Annotated in this window: 19 protein-coding genes; 16 read left to right on the plus strand and 3 right to left on the minus strand. The window is 67.2% G+C overall.

The window, feature by feature from the left end; genetic code table 11:
- Positions 1 to 4 precede the first annotated feature (4 nt).
- Positions 5 to 841 carry a helix-turn-helix domain-containing protein gene (locus tag BLQ28_RS22275; RefSeq protein WP_093244096.1) on the plus strand — a complete coding sequence of 279 codons (837 nt, stop codon included), beginning with the start codon at positions 5 to 7 and terminating at the stop codon, positions 839 to 841.
- A gap of 23 nt (positions 842 to 864) precedes the next feature.
- On the opposite strand, the gene BLQ28_RS22280 is transcribed toward BLQ28_RS22275, so the two are convergent.
- On the minus strand, positions 865 to 1,752 hold the full coding sequence (locus BLQ28_RS22280) for a LysR family transcriptional regulator (RefSeq protein ID WP_093244098.1): 888 nt from the start codon (positions 1,750 to 1,752) through the stop codon (positions 865 to 867).
- Positions 1,753 to 1,884: 132 nt separating this feature from the next.
- Between BLQ28_RS22280 and BLQ28_RS22285 the strand changes: the two genes are divergently transcribed.
- The 12 genes from BLQ28_RS22285 to BLQ28_RS22340 all read left to right on the plus strand — a co-directional run bounded on the left by BLQ28_RS22285 (position 1,885) and on the right by BLQ28_RS22340 (position 14,899).
- Complete coding sequence (locus tag BLQ28_RS22285) at positions 1,885 to 2,643, plus strand: SDR family oxidoreductase (RefSeq protein ID WP_093244099.1); 759 nt, start codon at positions 1,885 to 1,887, stop codon at positions 2,641 to 2,643.
- 173 nt (positions 2,644 to 2,816) lie between these two features.
- Positions 2,817 to 3,503 carry a TetR/AcrR family transcriptional regulator gene (locus BLQ28_RS22290; RefSeq protein WP_093244101.1) on the plus strand — a complete coding sequence of 229 codons (687 nt, stop codon included), beginning with the start codon at positions 2,817 to 2,819 and terminating at the stop codon, positions 3,501 to 3,503.
- Between the two features lie 70 nt (positions 3,504 to 3,573).
- Positions 3,574 to 5,370: an acyl-CoA dehydrogenase C-terminal domain-containing protein gene (locus BLQ28_RS22295; RefSeq protein ID WP_093244102.1), complete on the plus strand. Its 1,797-nt coding sequence runs from the start codon at positions 3,574 to 3,576 to the stop codon at positions 5,368 to 5,370.
- A gap of 42 nt (positions 5,371 to 5,412) precedes the next feature.
- Positions 5,413 to 5,859 (plus strand): DUF2147 domain-containing protein, encoded by a 447-nt coding sequence (locus BLQ28_RS22300; RefSeq protein ID WP_093244104.1) that lies wholly within the window; start codon positions 5,413 to 5,415, stop codon positions 5,857 to 5,859.
- Between the two features lie 40 nt (positions 5,860 to 5,899).
- Positions 5,900 to 8,299 (plus strand): 3-hydroxyacyl-CoA dehydrogenase/enoyl-CoA hydratase family protein, encoded by a 2,400-nt coding sequence (locus tag BLQ28_RS22305; RefSeq protein ID WP_093244105.1) that lies wholly within the window; start codon positions 5,900 to 5,902, stop codon positions 8,297 to 8,299.
- 11 nt (positions 8,300 to 8,310) lie between these two features.
- Positions 8,311 to 9,510: an acetyl-CoA C-acyltransferase gene (locus tag BLQ28_RS22310; protein ID WP_093244107.1), complete on the plus strand. Its 1,200-nt coding sequence runs from the start codon at positions 8,311 to 8,313 to the stop codon at positions 9,508 to 9,510.
- 59 nt (positions 9,511 to 9,569) lie between these two features.
- Positions 9,570 to 10,475 carry an alpha/beta hydrolase family protein gene (locus tag BLQ28_RS22315; RefSeq protein ID WP_093244108.1) on the plus strand — a complete coding sequence of 302 codons (906 nt, stop codon included), beginning with the start codon at positions 9,570 to 9,572 and terminating at the stop codon, positions 10,473 to 10,475.
- 32 nt (positions 10,476 to 10,507) lie between these two features.
- Complete coding sequence (locus BLQ28_RS22320; protein ID WP_093245508.1) at positions 10,508 to 11,344, plus strand: acyl-CoA thioesterase; 837 nt, start codon at positions 10,508 to 10,510, stop codon at positions 11,342 to 11,344.
- Between the two features lie 4 nt (positions 11,345 to 11,348).
- Complete coding sequence (locus tag BLQ28_RS22325) at positions 11,349 to 12,095, plus strand: SDR family oxidoreductase (protein WP_093244110.1); 747 nt, start codon at positions 11,349 to 11,351, stop codon at positions 12,093 to 12,095.
- A gap of 114 nt (positions 12,096 to 12,209) precedes the next feature.
- Entirely contained in the window at positions 12,210 to 12,803 is a 594-nt protein-coding gene (locus BLQ28_RS22330; protein ID WP_093244112.1) for a 2-hydroxychromene-2-carboxylate isomerase, read from the plus strand.
- Between the two features lie 38 nt (positions 12,804 to 12,841).
- Positions 12,842 to 13,606, plus strand: coding sequence for an enoyl-CoA hydratase (locus BLQ28_RS22335; RefSeq protein WP_093244113.1), 765 nt, complete (start codon positions 12,842 to 12,844; stop codon positions 13,604 to 13,606).
- A 186-nt stretch (positions 13,607 to 13,792) separates the two neighbouring features.
- Positions 13,793 to 14,899 carry an ABC transporter substrate-binding protein gene (locus BLQ28_RS22340; RefSeq protein WP_093245509.1) on the plus strand — a complete coding sequence of 369 codons (1,107 nt, stop codon included), beginning with the start codon at positions 13,793 to 13,795 and terminating at the stop codon, positions 14,897 to 14,899.
- Positions 14,900 to 14,914: 15 nt separating this feature from the next.
- On the opposite strand, the gene BLQ28_RS22345 is transcribed toward BLQ28_RS22340, so the two are convergent.
- A complete protein-coding gene (locus BLQ28_RS22345) occupies positions 14,915 to 15,340 on the minus strand; it encodes an acyl-CoA thioesterase (protein ID WP_081268377.1) in 426 nt (141 codons plus the stop codon).
- 41 nt (positions 15,341 to 15,381) lie between these two features.
- On the opposite strand from BLQ28_RS22345, the gene BLQ28_RS22350 reads away from it, so the two are divergent.
- Positions 15,382 to 17,256, plus strand: coding sequence for an ABCB family ABC transporter ATP-binding protein/permease (locus BLQ28_RS22350; RefSeq protein WP_093244115.1), 1,875 nt, complete (start codon positions 15,382 to 15,384; stop codon positions 17,254 to 17,256).
- 43 nt (positions 17,257 to 17,299) lie between these two features.
- The gene (locus tag BLQ28_RS22355) at positions 17,300 to 18,238 is read left to right on the plus strand and encodes a 2-hydroxyacid dehydrogenase (RefSeq protein WP_093244117.1); all 939 of its coding nucleotides are present in this window, start codon (positions 17,300 to 17,302) and stop codon (positions 18,236 to 18,238) included.
- Between the two features lie 109 nt (positions 18,239 to 18,347).
- Here BLQ28_RS22355 and BLQ28_RS22360 read toward each other — a convergent pair whose 3' ends face one another.
- Positions 18,348 to 19,790 (minus strand): amidase, encoded by a 1,443-nt coding sequence (locus BLQ28_RS22360; RefSeq protein ID WP_093244118.1) that lies wholly within the window; start codon positions 19,788 to 19,790, stop codon positions 18,348 to 18,350.
- A 60-nt stretch (positions 19,791 to 19,850) separates the two neighbouring features.
- On the opposite strand from BLQ28_RS22360, the gene BLQ28_RS22365 reads away from it, so the two are divergent.
- Complete coding sequence (locus tag BLQ28_RS22365) at positions 19,851 to 20,837, plus strand: LysR substrate-binding domain-containing protein (protein WP_093244120.1); 987 nt, start codon at positions 19,851 to 19,853, stop codon at positions 20,835 to 20,837.
- The last annotated feature ends 80 nt before the right edge of the window (positions 20,838 to 20,917 follow it).

Genomic DNA, 20,917 nt, shown 5'->3' on the forward strand with positions numbered 1-20,917 from the left:
TCGCATGCAGGCCCCTTCGCCCCATCGCAGCCATGTCTTCGCCTCTCCCTGGGGCGGTGTGTATGGCACGTCGATCGACAGCGCGCTGCATTACGGGCGGCACTGGCATGCGACCTACGGGCTCGGCCTGCTGGAGCACGGCGCCCAGCGCTCGGCCAGCGGACGCGGCAAGGTCGACGCCTATGCCGGCGACCTGATCACCACCAACCCGGGCGAGGTGCATGACGGCCAGCCGCTGGGCGGCCCCTCGCGCCGCTGGCGCATGGTGTACCTGGACCCGGTCGTCATCGCCGGCATGAAGGGGGATGTGGACGACGGCATCGACGTGGAACTCACGCGGCCCGTGATCCGCGATGCACGGCTTGGCGACACGCTGCGGCGCCTGTTCGCGCGCCTCGACGACTGGCACGCCGCACCCGTGCGGAACAGCGTGGAGTCGCTGGCCTGCGAAGAGTCGTTGGTCGAAGTCTGCGGCCTGCTGCTCGATGGCCATGCCACCGCCTCACCCGGCAGCGAAGCGGCGGCCGATATGCGCCGCGTGCGCGAACGGCTGGCCGACGACCTGCTCAGTCCGCCCACGCTGGCCGACATGGCGGCGATGACTGGCCTGAGCAAATACCAGCTGCTGCGCCGCTTCGAGAAAAGCTATGGCGTGCCGCCCCACGCATGGCTCGTGCTGCAGCGCGCCGAGCGTGCACGCAAGCTGATCCGCCAGGGCACGAGCCTTGCGCATGCCGCCACCGACAGCGGCTTTGCCGACCAGAGCCACATGACGCGCATCTTCGCGCGCCAGTTCGGCTTCACGCCCGGCGCGTGGCAGCGGGCGCAGCGGCCGCAGTAGCTGCAAGAGCCAGCAAAGCGCATTCAGCCCAGCACGCGGACCAGCTCGTCATACACCAGCCGCACACGCGCAGGCACCGGCGCCCGCTGCGCGCGATAGACGTAGATCGGCCACGGCTCCGGTGCATCGGCTTCCAGCACCGGCACCAGTGCACCTGACGGCAACCATGGCTCGACCAGCGGCGCAATGAGCTGGCCGAAGCCCAGCCCCGAGAGCACGGCGGCGCATTCGGCGTCGTAGTCGTCGGTGACGAAGGCCGGCGACGGCACTTGCACCTGCCGCGACTTGCTGAAGACCCAGGGCCAGGGCCGCCGCGACTTGCGGTTGATCAGCGAAGTGAGCGGCATTGCCGCCAGCGCATCGAGGTTCTTTGGCACGCCCGTGCGCGCGATGAGCTCCGGCGCGCCCACCACGTGCAGCGCCATCTTGCCCACCGGCCGTGCCACGAAGCGCGAATCGCGCAGCGGGCCCACGCGCACGCCGATGTCGATCTGCTGGCCGACCACGTCGGTGTGCTCTTCGGCCACGCGCAGGTCCAGCGTGAGGCCCGGATGCGCGGCCAGCATCGGCGCCAGCGCCTGCGGGATGAAGCGCCGCCCGAAGATGCCCGGGGCCGTGACCCGCACCGTGCCCGCATGCTGCGAGAGCGCGCGCCGGTCGGTGCGGTGAAAGAGATCGTCGACGCCGACCACCGCCACCCGCGCGCGTTCCGCCAGTTGCAGCCCGAAGTCCGTGAGCTGCACGCCGCGCGTGCTGCGGTGAAACAGCGGCTCGCCCAGCTCTTCTTCCAGCTCGCGCACCGCGCGCGTCACGACCTGGGGCGACACCGACAGCCTGGCGGCCGCGTCGCGGAAGTTGGCGGCATCGGCGGCGGCGCAGAACACGCGCAGGGCTTCGAGGCGGTTGGACATGGTGGCGACTTTCTCAAGAGGGCGAGTGTTCCTGAATGGCGAATTCTGAAGTCGTCAGAGTTTCATTTACGGGAACGCGTGGATTTTCCACACTGCATGCACTTCTTCAACACACCGCCAAAGGAAATCCCCATGACATCCGTTCAAGACAACATCAAGGGCAAGGTCGCCATCGTCACCGGCGCGAGCAGCGGGCTCGGCGAATCGACCGCGCGCCACCTGGCCGCACGCGGTGCGAAGGTGGTGTTGGCAGCGCGCCGCACCGACCGGCTCGACAAGGTCGTCGCCGAGATCCGCGAAGCCGGCGGCGAGGCCATCGCCGTGGCCACCGACGTCGCGAAGCGCGCCGACCTCGAGAAGCTCGCAGCAGCCACAGTCGAAGTCTTCGGCCGCATCGACGTGCTGGTCAACAACGCGGGCGTGATGCCGCTGTCGCCCATCGACAAGCTCAAGGTCGACGAGTGGGACCGCACCATCGACGTCAACATCAAGGGCGTGCTCTACGGCATCGCCGCGGTGCTGCCGCGCATGCAGGCGCAAGGCAGTGGGCACATCGTCAATGTGGCGTCGATTGCGGGGCTGAAGGTGTTCACACCCATCGGCACGGTCTACAGCGCGACCAAGCACGCGGTGCGCGCCATCTCCGAAGGGCTGCGCGTGGAAGTGGGCAACAGCGGCGTGCGCGTGACCATCGTTTCGCCCGGCGCGGTCGATTCGGAACTGAAGTTCGGCAGCAGCGATGCCGAGAGCGCGGCCGGTGTGAAGGCCTTCTACGACGCCAACCAGATCCCCGCCGACTCGGTGGCGCGGGCCATCGTCTACGCGGTCGAGCAGCCGGCGAACGTGGACATCAACGAAGTGGTGCTGCGGCCGGTGTCGCAAGAGTTCTGATCGGAACAGGGCCGGCGACGGCCCGGAAGCAAGAGCGCCTGCACCTCGCGTGCACGGCGCTCGCTTCACATTTGCTTCAAATTAACCTTCTATAACTGAAGGACTTTGGCAGCCAAAAGTGCAAAGCCCCTGCAAAATAGAACGACCGTTCGTTTTTGTCTGGGAATTCCACGATGACCGCCACAGCCGTTTCCGCCAAGCCAGCCCGGGCTGCCCAGAAGGGCCAGCAGACCAAGGCCGTGATCGTCGACGCCGCACTGGCGTTGGCCGCGCAGATCGGGCTCGAAGGCCTGTCGATCGGCGCGGTGGCCGAAATTACCAAGATGAGCAAGTCGGGCGTCTTCGCCCACTTCGGCTCGCGCGAAGAACTGCAGATCTCGGTGGTGCGCGAGTATCACGCTCGCTTCGAGCAAGAGGTGTTCTTTCCCGCGCTCAAGGCGCCGCGCGGCCTGCCGCGGCTGCGCGCCATGTTCGCCAACTGGATGAAGCGCACCTCGACCGAAATCGACTCGGGCTGCATCTACATCAGCGGCGCTTCCGAATTCGATGACCGCCCGGGCCCCGTGCGCGACGCGCTGGTCGAGTCGGTCAGCATCTGGCAGGCGGCCGTGCTGCGCGCCATCGTGCAGTCGCAGACCGAAGGCCATCTGCGCGCCGACGCCGACGAGCGCCAGGTCGCGTTCGAGATCCACGGCCTGATCCTCGCGCTGCACTACGAGGCGCGCTTCCTGCAGGTGCCCGGCTCCATCGGCCGCGCCAACACCGGCTTCGACAACATCCTTGCGCGCAGCGCCACGCCCGACGCCCCGAAGGCCGAGGCCGCTGCACCTGCCGCCCGCCGACTCAAGCCCGTGCGCTGAGCGGGCGGGCCGCCCCTTTTTTCGTTTTTCCTTTTTTCCCTTTATCTAGCTTCGACCAGGAGAGTTCCGGATGCCTACCTACAACCCACCCGTGCGTGACATGCAGTTCGTGCTGCACGAAGTGCTCAACGTCACCGAGGAACTCAAGGCGCTGCCGGCCCATGCCGAGACCGATGCCGACACCATCAACGCGGTGATCGAAGAGGCCGGCAAGTTCGCCGCCGAAGTGACCTTTCCGCTGAACATCAGCGGCGACGAAGAAGGCTGCGTGCTCGACAAGGCCACGCACGAGGTCAAGACGCCCAAGGGCTTCAAGGACGCCTACGCCAAGTACGTCGAGGGCGGCTGGCCCGCGCTGTCGTGCGATCCGGCCTTCGGCGGCCAGGGCCTGCCCTTCGTGGTCAACCAGTGCCTGTTCGAAATGCTCAACAGTGCCAACCAGGCCTGGACCATGTACCCCGGCCTCTCGCACGGCGCGTACGAAGCGCTGGCCGCGCACGGCACCGAAGAACAGAAGAAGACCTACCTGCCCAAGCTCACGAGCGGCGAATGGACCGGCACCATGTGCCTGACCGAGCCGCACTGCGGCACCGACCTGGGCCTGCTGCGCACCAAGGCCGAGCCGCAGGCCGACGGCACGTACCGCATCACCGGCAACAAGATCTTCATCTCGGCCGGCGAGCACGACATGACGGACAACATCATTCACCTGGTGCTGGCCCGTCTGCCCGATGCGCCCAAGGGCAGCAAGGGCATCAGCCTGTTCGTGGTGCCGAAGTTCCATGTCAAGGCCGACGGCTCGCTTGGCGGCCGCAACCCGATCTTCTGTGCTGGCCTCGAGCACAAGATGGGCATCCACGGCAACGCCACCGCGCAGATCGTGATCGAAGGCGCCACCGGCACGATGGTGGGCGAGCCCAACAAGGGCCTGGCCGCGATGTTCGTGATGATGAACGCGGCGCGCCTGGGCGTGGGCAACCAGTCGCTGGGCCTGACCGAAGTGGCCTACCAGAACGCACTGGCCTACGCCAAGGACCGCCTGCAGATGCGCTCGCTCTCGGGCGTGAAGGCCAAGGACAAGGAAGCCGACCCGATCATCGTGCACCCCGATGTGCGCAAGATGCTGCTCACCGCCAAGGCCTTTGCCGAAGGCGGCCGCGCGCTGCAGATCTTCTGCACGCTGCTGCTCGACAAGGAACACAACCACCCCGACGAGAAGGTGCGCAAGGACAGCGGCGAGCTGGTCGCGCTGCTCACGCCCATCGTCAAGGCCTTCATCACCGACAACGGCCACATCGCGACCAATTCGTGCATGCAGGTGTTCGGCGGCCACGGCTTCATCAAGGAATGGGGCATGGAGCAGTTCGTGCGCGACAACCGCATCAACATGATCTATGAAGGCACCAACACCATCCAGTCGCTGGACCTGCTGGGCCGCAAGATCCTGGGCAACAACGGCGCGTCGCTCAAGAAGTTCGGCAAGCTCGTGGGCAAGCTGGTCGAAGAAGAAGGCGTGAACGAGAAGATGGCCGAGTTCATCAACCCGATCGCGATGCTGGGCGACCAGCTCACCAAGTTCACCACCGAGATCGGCTTCAAGGGCTTCCAGAACCCCGACGAAGTGGGCGCCGCCGCCGTTGACTACCTGCGCGTGGCCGGCCACTTCGTGTTCGGCTATTTGTTCGCACGCATGGCGCAAGTGGCGCTGCGCGAAATCGCGGCCGGCAACAACGACCCGTTCTACGTCGCCAAGCTGCAGACCGCACGCTTCTACTTCGCCAAGCTGTTCCCCGAGACCCTGACGCTGATGCGCACCGCCCGCGCCGGCAGCAAGGTGTTGATGGACACCGACGCAGCGCTGGCCTGAAGCCCCTACCGTCCTTCTTTCCATCTTCTTTCGGAGCCGAACATGAAAGCCACCTTCGTTGCAGCCATCGTTTTCGCCGCCACCTCCGTCGTTGCCGTTTCGGCCATGGCCCAGAGCACCCCGGTGGGGCTGTGGCGCAACGTCGACGACAAGACCGGCGAGGTCAAGGCCGAGATCCGCATCGGCGAGACCAACGGCGCGCTGCTCGGGCGCATCGAGAAGTCGTTGAAGAAGGACGCCAAGCCCGACGCGGTCTGCGATGAATGCAGCGACGACCGCAAGGGCAAGCCCATGCTGGGCCTGGACATCATCCGCGGCGGAAAGAAGGCCGAAGGCAAGGACGTCTGGGAAGGCGGAAAGATCCTCGACCCCGAGAACGGCAAGGAATACCGCGCGAGCTTCACGCCCATCGATGGCGGCAAGAAGCTCGAAGTGCGCGGCTACCTCGGCCCGTTCTGGCGTACCCAAACCTGGAACCGCGTGCAGTAAGCAAGCCTGCGCGCAACCAATCCAAGAAATACCAAGCAACATGTCCCGATTTCAAGTGAAGAAGGTCGCCGTGCTCGGCGCCGGCGTGATGGGCGCGCAGATTGCGGCCCACCTCGTCAACGTGCGCGTGCCTGTCGTGCTGTTCGACCTGGCCGCCAAAGAAGGCCCGAAGAACGGCATCGTCACGCGCGCCATCGACAACCTCAAGAAGCTCAAGCCCGCACCCCTGGGCGACGTGGCCGATGCGGGCCTGATCGAACAGGCCAACTACGAAGACGACCTCGCCAAGCTCGGCGAGTGCGACCTCGTCATCGAAGCCATTGCCGAGCGCATGGACTGGAAGCTCGATCTGTACAAGAAGATCGCGCCGCACGTGGCCAAGCATTCGATCCTGGCCTCGAACACCTCGGGCCTGTCGATCACCAAGCTCAGCGAAGCGCTGCCCGAAGCACTGAAGCCGCGCTTTTGCGGCATTCACTTCTTCAACCCGCCGCGCTACATGTTCCTGGTGGAGCTGATCAACACGCCCACCACGCAGCCGCAGGTGCTCGACGACCTTGAAGCCTTCGTCACCAGCACGCTCGGCAAGGGCGTGGTGCGCGCGCACGACACGCCCAACTTTATCGCCAACCGCGTCGGCATCGCCGGCATGCTGGCCACGCTGAAGGAAGTCGAGAAGTTCGGCCTCACGCCCGACGTGGTGGACGACCTCACCGGCAAGAAGCTGGGCCGCGCCAGCTCGGGCACCTTCCGCACCGCCGACGTGGTGGGCCTGGACACCATGGCCCACGTCGTGAAGACGCTGCAGGACAACCTGAACGCCGAGACCGATCCGTTCTACGCCAACTTCGCGACGCCGCCTGTGCTCGCCAAGCTGCTCGAACTCGGCAACCTGGGCCAGAAGACCAAGGCCGGCTTCTTCAAGAAGGTCGGCCGCGACATCCTGCGCTTCGACCTGAAGAGCGGCGACTACGTGCCCGCCGGCGCGAAGGCCGACGAGGTGTACGGCCGCATGCTGAAGAAGCCTGCGGGCGAGCGCCTGAAGCTGCTGCGCGAAAGCGAAGGACCGCAGGGCCAGTTCCTCTGGGCGATCCTGCGCGACGGTTTCCACTACGCCGCCGTGCACCTAGCCGACATCGCCGAGAGCGCGCGCGACATCGACTTCGCGATGCGCTGGGGCTTCGGCATGAAGCAGGGCCCGTTTGAGCTGTGGCAAGAGGCCGGCTGGGCGCAGGTCGCCAAGTGGATTCAGGAAGACATCGATGCCGGCAAGGCGCTGAGCACCGCGCCGCTGCCCAAGTGGGTGTTCGAAGGCCCGGTGGCGCAAGCGGGTGGCGTGCACACGCCTGAGGGCTCGTGGAGCGCATCGCAGAACAAGTTCGTGCCACAACGCAGGTTGCCGGTGCACGACCGCCAGCTGTTCCCCGAGAGCGTGCTCGGCGCGAACGCAGCCGATGCCAACAAGGCCGGCACCACGATCAGCGACGAAGGCGATGTGCGCGTGTGGACGCTCGACGGCGAAGTGCTCATCGCGAGCATTCACTCGAAGATGCACGCCATCAGCCCTGACGTGGCCGAGGCTCTGGGTGCGGCGGTCGACCTGGCCGAAGCCGAATACAAGGGCCTGGTGATCTGGTCGCCCGACGAGATGTTCTCGGTCGGCGCCGACCTGCAGGCGATGCTGCCGGCCTTCGTGGTCGCGGGCATCGGCGCGGTCGAAGGTGCGGAAGAAGAGCTGCAGAACGTGATGCTCAAGATCCGCTACGCCAGCGTGCCGGTGGTGTCGGCCGTGCGCGGCCTGGCATTGGGCGGCGGCTGCGAACTGGCCGTGTACTCGGCCAAGCGCGTGGCTGCGATGGAAAGCTACATCGGCCTGGTCGAAGTGGGCGTGGGCCTGATCCCCGGCGCGGGCGGCCTGACGTACATCGCGCGTCGCGCGGCCGAGAACGCATCGGCCTCGACGGGCACCGACCTGCTGCCGTTCCTGACCGAAGGCTTCACGGCCGCGGCGATGGCGAAGGTCGGCACCGGTGCGCTCGATTCGAAGAAGCTGGGCTACCTGCTCGACAGCGACGTGATCGTGCCGAACAAGGACGAGCTGCTGTACGTGGCGCTGCAGCAGGCGAAGGCCATGGCCGACGCCGGCTACCGCGCACCGCTGCGCCGCACCTTCCGCGTGGCCGGCCGCAGCGGCGCTGCGACGATCAAGGGCCAGCTCGTGAACATGCGCGACGGCGGCTTCATCAGCGCGCACGACTTCCACATCGCGAGCCTGATCGCGAACGTGGTGACCGGCGGCGATGTGGACGCGGGTTCGCTCGTGACCGAGGAATACCTGATGACGCTGGAACGCAAGGCGTTCTGCTCGCTCATCGTGCACCCCAAGACGCAGGAACGCATCATGGGGATGCTCAGCACCGGCAAGCCAGTGCGCAACTAAGGACAGATTTCATGAGCAAGCAAGTACAAGACGCCTACATCGTCTCCGCCACCCGCACGCCCATCGGCAAGTCGCACCGCGGCTACTTCCGCAACTACCGTCCCGACGACCTGCTCGCGACCACGCTGAAGGCGGCGCTGGCCGCCGTGCCGGGCTTGGACCCCAAGGCCATCGAAGACATCATCTGCGGCTGCGCGATTCCCGAATCGCAGCAAGGCCTGAACGTCGCCCGCATCGGCGCCGTGCTCGCCGGCCTGCCCACCAGCATCGGCGGCATCACCGTCAACCGCTTCTGCGCGTCGGGCCTCTCGGCCGTGCAGATGGCCGCCGACCGCATCCGCGTCGGCGAGGCCGACGTGATGATCGCGGCCGGTGTCGAAAGCATGAGCATGGTGCCGATGATGGGCAACTCGCCCTCGCTGTCGCCTTCCATCTTCGAGCGCGAAGGCGACGTGGGCATTGCCTACGGCATGGGCCTCACGGCCGAGAAGGTCGCGCAGCAGTGGAAGGTCAGCCGTCAAGCGCAGGACGAGTTCGCACTCGCCTCGCACCAGAAGGCGCTGGCCGCGCAGAAGGCCGGCAAGTTCGCCGACGAGATCACGCCCATCGAAGTGACCGACCGCACGCCGAACCTGGAGACCGGCGAGTCGATTGCCAAGACGCGCACGGTCAATCTCGACGAAGGCGCGCGCCCCGACACCAGCATCGAAGGCCTGGCCAAGCTGCGTACCGTGTTCGCCGCGCGTGGCACCGTCACGGCCGGCAACAGCTCGCAGACCTCCGACGGCGCGGGCGCGCTGATCCTGGCGAGCGAGAAGGCGGTCAAGCAATACGGTCTCACGCCGCTCGCGCGCTTCGTGAGCTTCGCGAGCAAGGGCGTGCCGCCCCACATCATGGGCATCGGCCCCATCGAGGCGATTCCTGCGGCGCTGCGCTATGCGGGCCTGAAGCACGAAGACATCGACTGGTTCGAGCTCAACGAAGCCTTCGCCGCGCAATCGCTGGCGGTCATCAACACGCTGGGGCTCGATCCGTCGAAGGTCAATCCGATGGGCGGCGCGATCGCACTGGGCCATCCGCTCGGTGCGACGGGTGCGATCCGCGCGGCCACCGTGGTGCACGCGCTGCGCCGTGAGAAGCTGAAGTACGGCATGGTCACGATGTGCGTGGGCATGGGTCAGGGCGCTGCCGGAATTTTTGAACGCGTCTGATCGATCGGCAGCGCGCAAGGCACCGCAACGAGTGTCGGCACAACGAAGGAGACAACTTCATGCAGACGCAGCAACAGCTCCCGGTCGACGGTGGCGCACAGCAACTCGCAGTGCGCCGCTACGAGCCCACCACCGCGCCGCGTGCCAGCATCGTCATCGGTGGCGCGATGGGCGTGCGCCAGTCGTTCTACGAACCTTTCGCGCAATGGCTCGCACAGCATCAGGGCCTGCGCGTCTGGACCTTCGACTACCGGGGCTCGGGCGACTCGCGCGGCGACGCGCCGTTGCGTGGCTTCGAGGCCGACCTGTTCGACTGGGCACGCGACTACGAAGCGGTGATCGACACCGCCAAGGCCGCGCTGCCCGATGAACCGCTGTACCTGCTGGGCCACAGCCTCGGCGCGCAGTTACCAGGTTTTCTGCAGCGCCCGGAACAGGTCGCGGGCCTTGTCAGCATCGCGGCCGGCAGCGGCTACTGGCGCGAGAACGCGCCGAAGCTCAAGCGCAGCATTCTTTACTTCTGGTTCGTGGTCGTGCCGCTTGCCACCAGGCTGTGGGGCTACTTTCCCGGCCGCAAACTCAAGAAGATCGGCGACCTGCCGCGCGGCGTGATCTTGCAGTGGCGGCGCTGGTGTCTCAATCCGCGCTACAGCGTCGGCGCCGAAGGCGCATTGGCCTCGCAGAGCTACGGCCGCGTGCGCTTTCCGGTGCTCGCGCTGTCGATGACCGACGACGAACTCATGACGCTCGCCGGCACCGAAAGCCTCGTGAGCTTCTATGCGGGCGCGCCGAGCGCGGTGGAGCGCATCGCGCCGGCCGACGTGCAGGCGCGGCGCATCGGCCACTTCGGTTTTTTCCGCGAACAGTTCAGTCAGAGCCTGTGGCCGAGCACGGTCGACAAGCTGCATCGGCTTGCATCGCTTACCGCGGTGCAGCACGCCAACGTCCCGCACACGACTGCGTGACGCGGGCCACCGGAGGCACACTGCCGATCACCATGAGCATGACGCACCACCCCTTCGACAAAGCCCTGGCACTGCACCACAGCGACATCCGCGTGGGGCACTTCACAGGCACCACCAGCCCCGACTACTGGAACATGGTCGGACCCTTCGGCGGCACTACCGCGGCGACCGCGCTGCAGTCGGTGCTGCAGCATCCCGACCTGCTCGGCACGCCGATCGCGCTGACCGTCAACTACGCGGCGGCGCTCGAAGCAGGTGCCTTCGACGTGCAGGCCACGGCCGTGCGCACCAACCGTTCGACGCAACACTGGACCGTGCAGATCACACAGCCCGGTGCCGGCGGCGCGGCGAACATGACGACCACCGCCACCGTGGTGACGGCCGCGCGCCGCGACACCTGGGGCCAGAGCGACATGCCGATGCCCGAGGTGCCCCGGCCCGAGGCGGTCGAGCAGATGCGCATCGGCCCTTCGGGCGTGGCCTGGATCAACCAGTACGAAATGCGGCCCGTGAGCGGCGGCATCCCCTCGAAGTGGGACGACAGCCTGCACCACAGCGAAACCCGCATCTGGCTGCGCGACGCGCAAGAGCGGCCGCTCGACTTCGCCTCGCTTGCCGCGATGAGCGACATGTTCTACCCGCGTGTCTGGCTGCGCCGCGCCAAGCACGTGCCGGCGGGCACGGTGTCGATCACCACCTACTTCCATGCCGATGCGGCGCAACTGGCCCAGGTCGGCACGGGCTACCTGCTGGGCCGCGCGGCGGGGCAGCAGTTCTTCAACGGCTTCTTCGACCAGACGGCGCATCTGTGGAGCGAGAAGGGCGTGTTGCTCGCGACCTCCAACCAGATCGTCTACTACAAGGAATAGCACCATGGCGCTCACAAAGACCGCTCTCATCGTCGGCGCAGGCGATGCCACCGGCGGCGCCATCGCCCGCCGCTTCGCGCGCGAGGGCTTCGCCACCTGCGTCACGCGGCGCAGCCTCGACAAGCTGCAGCCGCTGGTCGCGCAGATCGAGGCCGACGGCGGCCGCGCCCATGCCTTCGCCTGCGATGCACGCAAGGAAGAAGAGGTGGTCGCGCTGATCGAACAGATCGAATCGACCATCGGCCCGATCGAGGTGATGGTGTTCAACATCGGCGCGAACGTGCCCGAGAGCATCCTCACGGAAAGCGCGCGCAAGTACTTCAAGGTGTGGGAGATGGCCTGCTTCTCGGGCTTTCTCAACGGGCGCGAGGTGGCCAAGCGGATGGTGGCGCGCGCGCTGCCGAAGGGCGGGCATCGCGGCACGATCATCTTCACCGGTGCGACGGCTTCGCTGCGCGGTGCGGCCAACTTCGGCGCTTTCTCGGGCGCGAAGATGGCGCTGCGCGCGCTGGCCCAGTCGATGGCGCGCGAGCTGGGGCCGCAAGGCATTCATGTGGCGCACGTCGTGGTCGACGGTGCGATCGACACCGAGTTCATCCGCAGCAATTTCCCCGAGCGCTATGCGCTGAAGGAAGACGACGGCATCCTCAACCCCGAGCACATCGCCGACAGCTACTGGATGCTGCACACGCAGCCGCGCGACGCCTGGACGCACGAGCTCGACCTGCGTCCGTGGACCGAGAAGTTCTGAGATGACGACGGCCTGCTGTTCGGGCAGGGCGACATTCGCGGAGGGCACCACCTGGTGTCATCCGCACGCACCCCGAGCAGCGGCGCCCCGAAGCTAGCCCCCAAGGAGACACCCATGACAAAGACCGTCGACTTCTATTTCGACTTCGGCAGCCCCGCCGCCTACCTGGCCGCGACACAGCTGCCGCACGTTTGCGCCGACACCGGTGCCGAGCTGGTGTGGAAGCCCATGCTGCTCGGCGGCGTGTTCCAGGCTACCGGCAACCATTCGCCGGCCGAGATCAAGCCCAAGGGCCCGTACATGACGGCCGACCTGAAGCGCTTCGCCAAGCGCTACGGCGTGGCCTATGAGCACAACCCGTACTTCCCCATCAACACGCTGCTGCTGATGCGCGGCGCCACCGGCATCCAGATGAAGGAGCCGGCGCGCTTCGGCAAGTACGTCGATGCGATCTACCACGCGATGTGGGTCGAGCCGAAGAACCTCAACGACCCGGCGACGGTCGGCGCGGTGCTTCAGAATGCGGGCTTCGACGCCACCGCTTTGCTCGCGCTGGCCGGCGCGCAGGAGGTGAAAGACCGCCTGAAGGCCGTCACGCAGGAGGCGGTGGAGCGCGGTGTGTTCGGCGCCCCCACCATGTTCGTCGGCGACCAGATGTTCTGGGGCCAGGACCGCCTGGATTTCGTGCGCGAAGCACTCGACGCCTGAGCGTCGTCAACAACCGTTTTTATCCAAGGACCATTTCCATGAGCGACATCCTCGTCCACACCGAAGCCGGTGTGATGACCCTGACCTTCAACCGCCTCGACAAGAAGAACTCGATCACCAGCAGCATGTATGCCGAGCTGGCCGATGCGTTGGCGCAAGCCGTCAGCGACACGGCCGTGCGCTGCGTGCTGATCCAGGGCGACCCGACGATCTTCAGCGCCGGCAACGACATCGGCGACTTCCTGAATGCGCCGCCCGCCAACCAGGAGTCGCCGGTGTTCCGCTTCCTGCGCGGCATCGCGACCTTTCCGAAGCCGATCGTCGCGGCCGTCTGCGGCCCGGCCGTGGGCATCGGCACCACGATGCTGTTCCATTGCGACCTCGTCTACGCGGGCGACAACGCGGCCTTCTCGCTGCCTTTCGTCAACCTGGGCCTGTGCCCCGAAGCTGCATCGAGCCTGCTCGTGCCGCAGATGCTGGGCTACCACCGCGCGGCCGAAGCGCTGCTGCTGGGCGAGCCCTTCATGGCCGAGGCCGCGCTCGAAGTGGGCCTGGTCAACCGTGTGGTGCCGCCGACCGAGGCGAACGCCATTGCACAGACGCAGGCCCGCAAGCTTGCGGCCAAGCCGCTGAGCGCGCTGATCGAAACCAAGCGGCTGCTGAAGAAGGCGCAGATGCCCGCCGTGATCGAACGCATGGACGAAGAGGGCGCAAGCTTCGGCCGCATGCTGCGCGAACCGGCGGCCCGCGAGGCTTTCGGCGCCTTCATGGAGAAGCGCAAGCCCGACTTTTCGAAGCTCTGAGCGCCCGGCTTTTCTGCTTGCACGCGTACACTGTCCGCCGTGCAAGATGAAGAGATCAATACGGCTGTAGCCCCCGTCCAGCGGGCGCATGGTGCTACTGAAAAAGTAGCAATGAAGCCGACCCGCAGGCGTACTTTGGGCCTGCTTGCAGGCACGTTGGCCGCGCCTTCGCTGGCCTTGGCGCGCGTGCGGCCGCTGCGCATCGGCGTCATCGGTTCGTGGTCCGGCCCCTATGCGGGCGGTGGCCGCCAGTTCGACGCCGGCATGGCGGTCTGGCTCGCGGCGCACAACCAGCACATCGCGGGGCGGCCGGTCGAACTGGTGCGGCGCGACGTGCCGGGCAGTGCGCCCGAGCAGGCGCGGCGCCATGCGCAGGACCTCGTGGAAAGCGAACGCGTCGACCTGCTCGCCGGGCTCGACTTCAGCTCCAACGCCTATGCCGTCGGCACCGTCGCCACGCAGGCGAAGACACCCATGGTGGTGATGAACGCGGCGTCGTCGGGCATCACGGCGCGCTGTCCGCTGGCGGTGCGGACCTCGTTCACCATCGCCCAGGTCACGCTGCCGATGGCGCGCTGGGCACTGCAGCAGGGCCTGCGCGACGTGTGCACCGTGGTGGCCGACTACGCCTCGGGTGTCGATGCCGAAAGCGCCTTCGTCTCGGGCATCACCGCGGGCGGTGGCCGGGTCGGCGCGATGCTGCGGGTGCCGCTGGCCACGCTCGACTACTCGGCCTACATGCTGCGCCTGCGCGAACTGAAGCCGCAGGCGGTGTTCTTCTTCTTGCCCTCGGGGCAGATGCCGGCGAGCTTCCTGAAGTTCTGGCGCGACCGCGGCATGGCCGACACCGGCATCCGCCTGCTGGCCACTGGCGATGCCACCGACGACAACTACCTGCAGGGCATCGGCGAACTGGCCGATGGCCTCGTTACGAGCCATCACTATTCGTTCGCCCATGCCTCGCCGGCCAACCGCCGCTTCACGGGCGTCTTCGAGACGGAATACGGCAGCCACCTGCGGCCGGGCTACTTCGCGGTGGCGGCCTACGACGGGCTCGCGGCCATCGACGCCGCGATGAGTTCACCCGCCGCGCGGGGCGGTGCGAGCGGGGAGCGGCTGGTCGATGCCTTCCGGGGCCTGAAGCTCGACAGCCCGCGCGGCCCGGTCGAGATCGACGCCCACACGCGCGACATCGTGCAGACCGTGTACATCCGCCGCGTCGAGCGGCAGGACGGGCGCTGGATCAACCGCGAGTTCGAGCGATTCGAGCGGGTGCGCGACCCGGGCGCCTGAGCGCGCCTTTCCTGCTCAGGGCTGCTGTTCGATGGGCCGGGGGCGGCCGTTGTCATCGATGGCCACGTAGGTGAAGGTGGCCTGCGTCACCTTGATGTACTCGCCCTGCGCGCGAAAGCGCTCGGCGAACACCTCGACCGTGACCGTGACCGACGTGCGACCGATGCGCACCAGCTTCGAATAGAACGAGAGGATGTCGCCCAGCCGCACGGGCTGCTTGAAGATGAATTCGTTCACCGCCACCGTGGCCTGCCGGCCCTTGGCGTAGCGCGCCGGGATCACCGAGCCGGCCAGGTCGCATTGCGCCATGACCCAGCCGCCGAAGATGTCGCCGTTGGCATTGCAGTCGGCCGGCATCGGAATGACCTTGAGCACCAGCTCCATGTCGGTGGGCAGGCTCTTGAGGGTGGCGGCGGCAGCAGCGCTGGAAGTATCTGACATGGGCACAATCTGGAACAAACAAGCAACCACGATTGTCCTCCATGCGCCGCAGTGGCGAAGCCCCCTCCCCATCGTCCGTCCCCTCCCTCACCGTCTCCGGCCACCCACCGGCGACCAGCGACCGTTCCGACTGGGCGACGCTGCGCCGGCTCTTTCCCTACCTGTGGCAGTACAAGTGGCGGGTGATCGCGGCGCTCGCGTTCATGGTGGGCGCCAAGGTGGCCAACGTGGGCGTGCCGGTGCTGCTGAAGAACCTCATCGACACGATGACGCCCAAGCCCGACATGGCCCAGGCGCTGCTGATCGTGCCCATCGGGCTGCTGCTGGCCTACGGGCTGCTGCGCTTTTCGACCGCGCTCTTCGGCGAGTTGCGCGAGTTGATCTTCGCCAAGGCCACCGAAGGCACGGCGCGGCAGATCGCGCTGGAGGTGTTCGGCCACCTGCACGCGCTGAGCCTGCGCTTTCACCTGGAGCGCCAGACCGGCGGCATGACGCGCGACATCGAGCGCGGCACGCGCGGCGTGCACTCGCTCATCTCGATGTCGCTCTACAGCATCGTGCCGACCATCATCGAGCTGGTGCTGGTGCTCACGATCCTGGGCGTGAAGTTCGACTGGCTCTTCGTCGTGATCACGCTGGTGGCGCTGGTGCTGTACATCACCTTCACGGTCACGGTGACCGAGTGGCGCACCCAGTTCCGCAAGACCATGAACGAGCTCGACTCGACGGCGCAAAGCCGCGCGGTCGATTCGCTGCTGAACTACGAAACCGTCAAGTACTTCAACAACGAGGAGTTCGAGGCCAGGCGCTACGACGCCAGCCTCGACCGCTACCGCAAGGCGGCCATCAAGAGCCAGCGCACGCTGAGCATGCTCAACACCGGCCAGCAGTTGCTGATCGCGATCAGCCTGGTGCTGATGCTGTGGCGCGCCACCTCGGGCGTGGTCGACGGGCGCATGACGCTGGGCGACCTGGTGATGGTCAACGCCTTCATGATCCAGCTCTACATTCCGCTCAACTTCCTGGGCGTGATCTACCGCGAGATCAAGCAGAGCCTGACCGACCTGGACAAGATGTTCGTGCTGATGGAGAAAGAGCGCGAGGTGCGCGATGCACCCGGCGCGCAGCCCTTGGCCTTGCCTCCTCTTCCGCCGGGGGAGGGCGGCGGCGTCAATTCCACCGTCCGTTTCGAAGGTGTCAGCTTTGCCTATGAGCCCGCGCGCCCCATCCTCAAGCACGTGAGCTTCGAGATTCCCGCCGGCAAGACGGTGGCCGTGGTCGGCCCTTCGGGTTCGGGCAAGTCGACGCTGGCGCGGCTGCTGTACCGCTTCTACGACGTGCAGCAGGGCCGCATCACCATCGGCGGCGAAGACATCCGCGAGGTCACGCAATCGAGCGTGCGCCGTGCCATCGGCATCGTGCCGCAGGACACGGTGCTGTTCAACGACACGGTCGAATACAACATTGCCTACGGCCGCCCCGGTGCGAGCCGCGAAGAGGTGGAAGGCGCTGCGCGTGCCGCGCGCATCCACGACTTCATCTCGGCCACGCCCAAGGGCTACGAGACGACGGTGGGCGAACGGGGCCTGAAGCTCTCGGGCGGCGAGAAGCAGCGCGTGGCCATCGCGCGCACGCTGCTGAAGAACCCGCCCATCGTGATCTTCGACGAGGCCACCTCGGCACTCGACTCTGCCAACGAGCGCGCGATCCAGTCCGAGCTCAAGAGCGCGGCGCAGGACAAGACCACGCTGGTCATCGCGCACCGCCTGTCGACCGTGGTCGATGCGCACGAGATCCTGGTGCTGGAGTCGGGCGTGGTCGTCGAGCGCGGCACGCATGCCGAGCTGCTCGCGGCACGCGGCCGCTATGCGCAGATGTGGGCTTTGCAGAAGAGCGAAGCGACACCGCTGATGTAGCGCGATCATCCAGACTTTTTTCAATCGATTCAGGAGTTCAGACGTGTCGACCAAGATTCCCCTGCTGGTGCTCAACAGCCTGTCGAGCGCCCACCAGGCCCAGATTGCCGAGGTCTATGACCTGACCTACGCCTTCGGCGCTGCCCAGCGCGCCGCCGCCATTGCCGAGCACGGCAAGAAATTCCGCGCGGTGCTGACCATCGGCGTCATCGGCATCACGCCCGAGGAGATCGCGGCCATGCCGGCCGTCGAGCTGATCTGCTGCCTGGGCGCGGGCTACGAAGGCGTGCCGCTCGACGTGACGCGTGCGCGCGGCATCGCCACGGCCAACGGCGCGGGCACCAACGACGACTGCGTGGCCGACCACGCCTTCGGCCTGCTCATCGGCATCGTGCGCGAGTTCCGCAAGCTCGACCGCCTGTGCCGCGAAGGCGTGTGGCGCGAAGCCATTCCGCAGCCGGCCAATGTGTCGGGCAAGAAGCTGGGCATCCTCGGGCTGGGCACCATCGGCCAGAAGATCGCCAAGCGCGCTGCGGCGTTCGACATGGAGGTCGGCTATCACAACCGCAAGCCGCGCGAAGGCGCAACGCAGCGCTACTTCGACGACCTGAAGTCGCTGGCGGCCTGGGCCGACTTTCTGGTGCTGGCCGCACCGGGCGGACCGGCGACCAAGCATCTGGTCAATGCCGAAGTGCTCGATGCGCTGGGGCCACAGGGCTACCTGGTGAGCATCGGCCGCGGCAGCGTGGTCGACACCGAGGCGCTGGCCGCAGCGCTGCGCGAGAACCGCATCGCGGGCGCGGGCCTGGACGTGTACGAGAGCGAGCCGAAGCGGCCGGAGCCGTTGGTCGGCCTGAACAACGTGCTGCTGACGCCGCACATGGCGGGCTGGTCACCCGAGGCGACGCAGAAGTCAGTCGATCATTTCCTGGCGAATGCTGAAGGGCACTTCGCGGGGCGCGGCGTCGTTACGCCGATCTGAGTGACTTGCTCCTTCCCCCTCTGGGGGAAGGTGGGGATGGGGGCGGGCAGAGCGCGCGCAATGAGCGCCGCTTGCCCCCACCCCCGCCCTCCCCCAGCGGGGGAGGGAGTCAAACCAATACCGGGGGACGTTGGGCGCCCCAGCCACATGCCTGGTCATACGCATGCCCCAGCCGCAGCACTTCGAGATCCGAATGGATCGGCCCCGCAAGCTGCAAGCCCATCGGCAGGCCGCCTTCGCCGAAGCCGGCTCGCACATTCAGCGTCGGCAACCCCGCCAGCGTGAACGGCGTGACGATCTCCATCCAGCGGTGGTACGTGTCGCTCCGCACGCCATTCACCTCGGCCGGCCAATGCAGGTCCGCGTCGAACGGAAACACCTGCGCGGTCGGTGCCACGACGAAGTCGAAGCGCTCGAACAGCGCAAGAAATGCGCGGTACACGTTCGATCGATAGTGCGAGGCCTGGTACAGCGAGGCCGCATCCAGATGCCGGCTCTGCTCGATCTCCCATTGCGCCTCGGGCTTGAGCTGCGCGAACAGCTTCGGATCGCTCAGGTAGGCGCCCAGCTTGCCGCCCACCAGCAGTTGCCGCAGACGCAGCCAGGCGCTCCAGTTGTGCTCGCGCGGCACGTCGAGCGTGCAGGGCTCGACCTCGCAGCCGATGGCGCGGAAGGTGTCGAGCGCCTTCTCGCCGAGTTCGCGCACGCCGGGCGCCAGCGGCAGGTCGGGCCAGACGCTGCCGAGCCAGCCGATGCGCAGGCCCTTGCCGTCGCCGTCGAGCTGCAGCGCATCGGGCGAGGGCAGGGCGTGGGGCGACGACAGCGGCACGCGGCCGTCGAAGCCGGCCTGCACCGCGAGCAGCCGCGCCGTGTCTTCCACCGTGCGGGCCATCGGGCCTTCGCAGCCCAGTTGCTGGAAGAACAGCTCCTGCTCGGGGTCGCCGGGCACGCGTCCGCGCGAAGGCCGCATGCCGATCACGTTGTTGAAGGCAGCGGGGTTGCGCAGCGATCCCATCATGTCGCTGCCGTCGGCCACCGGCAGCATGCCCAGGGCCAGTGCCACGGCCGCGCCGCCGCTGCTGCCGCCCGCGCTGCGGTCGTGCGCGTAGGCATTGCGGGTGGTGCCGAAGACGGTGTTGTAGGTGTGCGAGCCCAGGCCGAATTCGGGCGTGTTGGTCTTGCCGATGACGATGGCGCCAGCCGCGCGCATGCGGGCCACGTGCAGGCTGTCGGTGCGTGCCGGCGAGCGCGGCGACAGCGGCGAGCCCATCGAGGTCGGCAGGCCGGCGGCGTGGCTCAGGTCTTTCACCGCCAGCGGAAAGCCGTGCATCCAGCCGCGCCGTTCGCCGCGCGCCAGTTCGGCGTCGCGCTCGCCGGCCTCGGCCAGCAGCTGCGCCGGCTCGCGCAGGGAGACGATGGCGTTGAAGCGCGGGTTCAGCGCCTCGATGCGGGCCAGCGAGGCCTGCATCACTTCTTGGCAGGACACGTCGCGCGCGGCGATGCGGCGCGAAAGTTCGGTGGCGCTGAGTTCGAGCAGGTCGGCTGAAGGCATGGCGAGTGCGGGAAAAGGAGGGGCGCCCAGTATGGCGCGGCGCTCGCATAATCGCCGCGTATGGAAACAAAGTGGCTCGAAGACTTCATCAGTTTGGCGGAAACCCGCAGCTTCAGCCGCTCGGCCCAATTGAGGCATGTGACGCAGCCGGCGTTCTCGCGCCGCATCCAGGCGCTCGAAGGCTGGGCCGGCACCGACCTGGTCGATCGCAGCTCCTACCCCACGCGCCTGACGCCCGCGGGCCAGACGCTCTACAGCCAGGCCATCGAGATGCTGCAGTCGCTGCAGAGCACCCGGGCCATGCTGCGCGGCCATTCAGCCGCCGGGCAGGACGTGATCGAGATTGCCGTGCCGCACACGCTGGCCTTCACCTTCTTCCCCTCGTGGGTGACCAGCCTGCGCGAGCATTTCGGGCCGATCAAGAGCCGGCTCATCGCGCTCAACGTGCACGACGCGGTGCTGCGGCTGGTCGAAGGCAGTTGCGACCTGCTGATCGCCTACCACCACCCCTCGCAGCCGCTGCAGCTCGATGCCAACAAGTACGAGATGGTCAGCCTCGGCGAGGAAACCGTGGCGCCCTGGGTCAAGGCCGACGCCGAAGGGGCGCCGCGCTACCGGCTGCCGGGCCGCCCGGGCCAGCCGCTGCCGTACCTGGGCTATGCGCCGGGCGCCTACCTGGGCCGCGTGGTCGACCAGTTGCTGAAAGAGTCGGGCACCGCCATCCACCTCGACCGCGTCTATGAAACCGACATGGCCGAAGGCCTGAAGGTGATGGCGCTCGAAGGCCACGGCATTGCCTTCCTGCCGCAGAGCGCGGTGCGCAAGGAGATCAAGGCGCGCAAGCTGGTGAGCGCGCTGCCGCCCGAGATCGACAGCCTCGAAGCCACGATGGAGATCCGCGCCTACCGCGAGCGGCCCACCGCGCCCGCGCCGGTGAAGGCGGCCGGCGGGCGCGCTGCCAAGGTCGCGGCCTCCGACAGCCTGCAGCCCAAGCGCACGGCCGACGCCCTGTGGTCGTACCTTGTCGGCACCCAGCCGGCGCGCTGAACGCAATTTGTGCACCGCACAATCTATAAATGCCGCGCATGAGCCTCCCCGCAAACGGCATTGGCGCCATGTGTCCGGCG

The sequence above is a fragment of the Variovorax sp. EL159 genome, from assembly GCF_900100965.1.
Lineage (GTDB): Bacteria > Pseudomonadota > Gammaproteobacteria > Burkholderiales > Burkholderiaceae_C > Variovorax.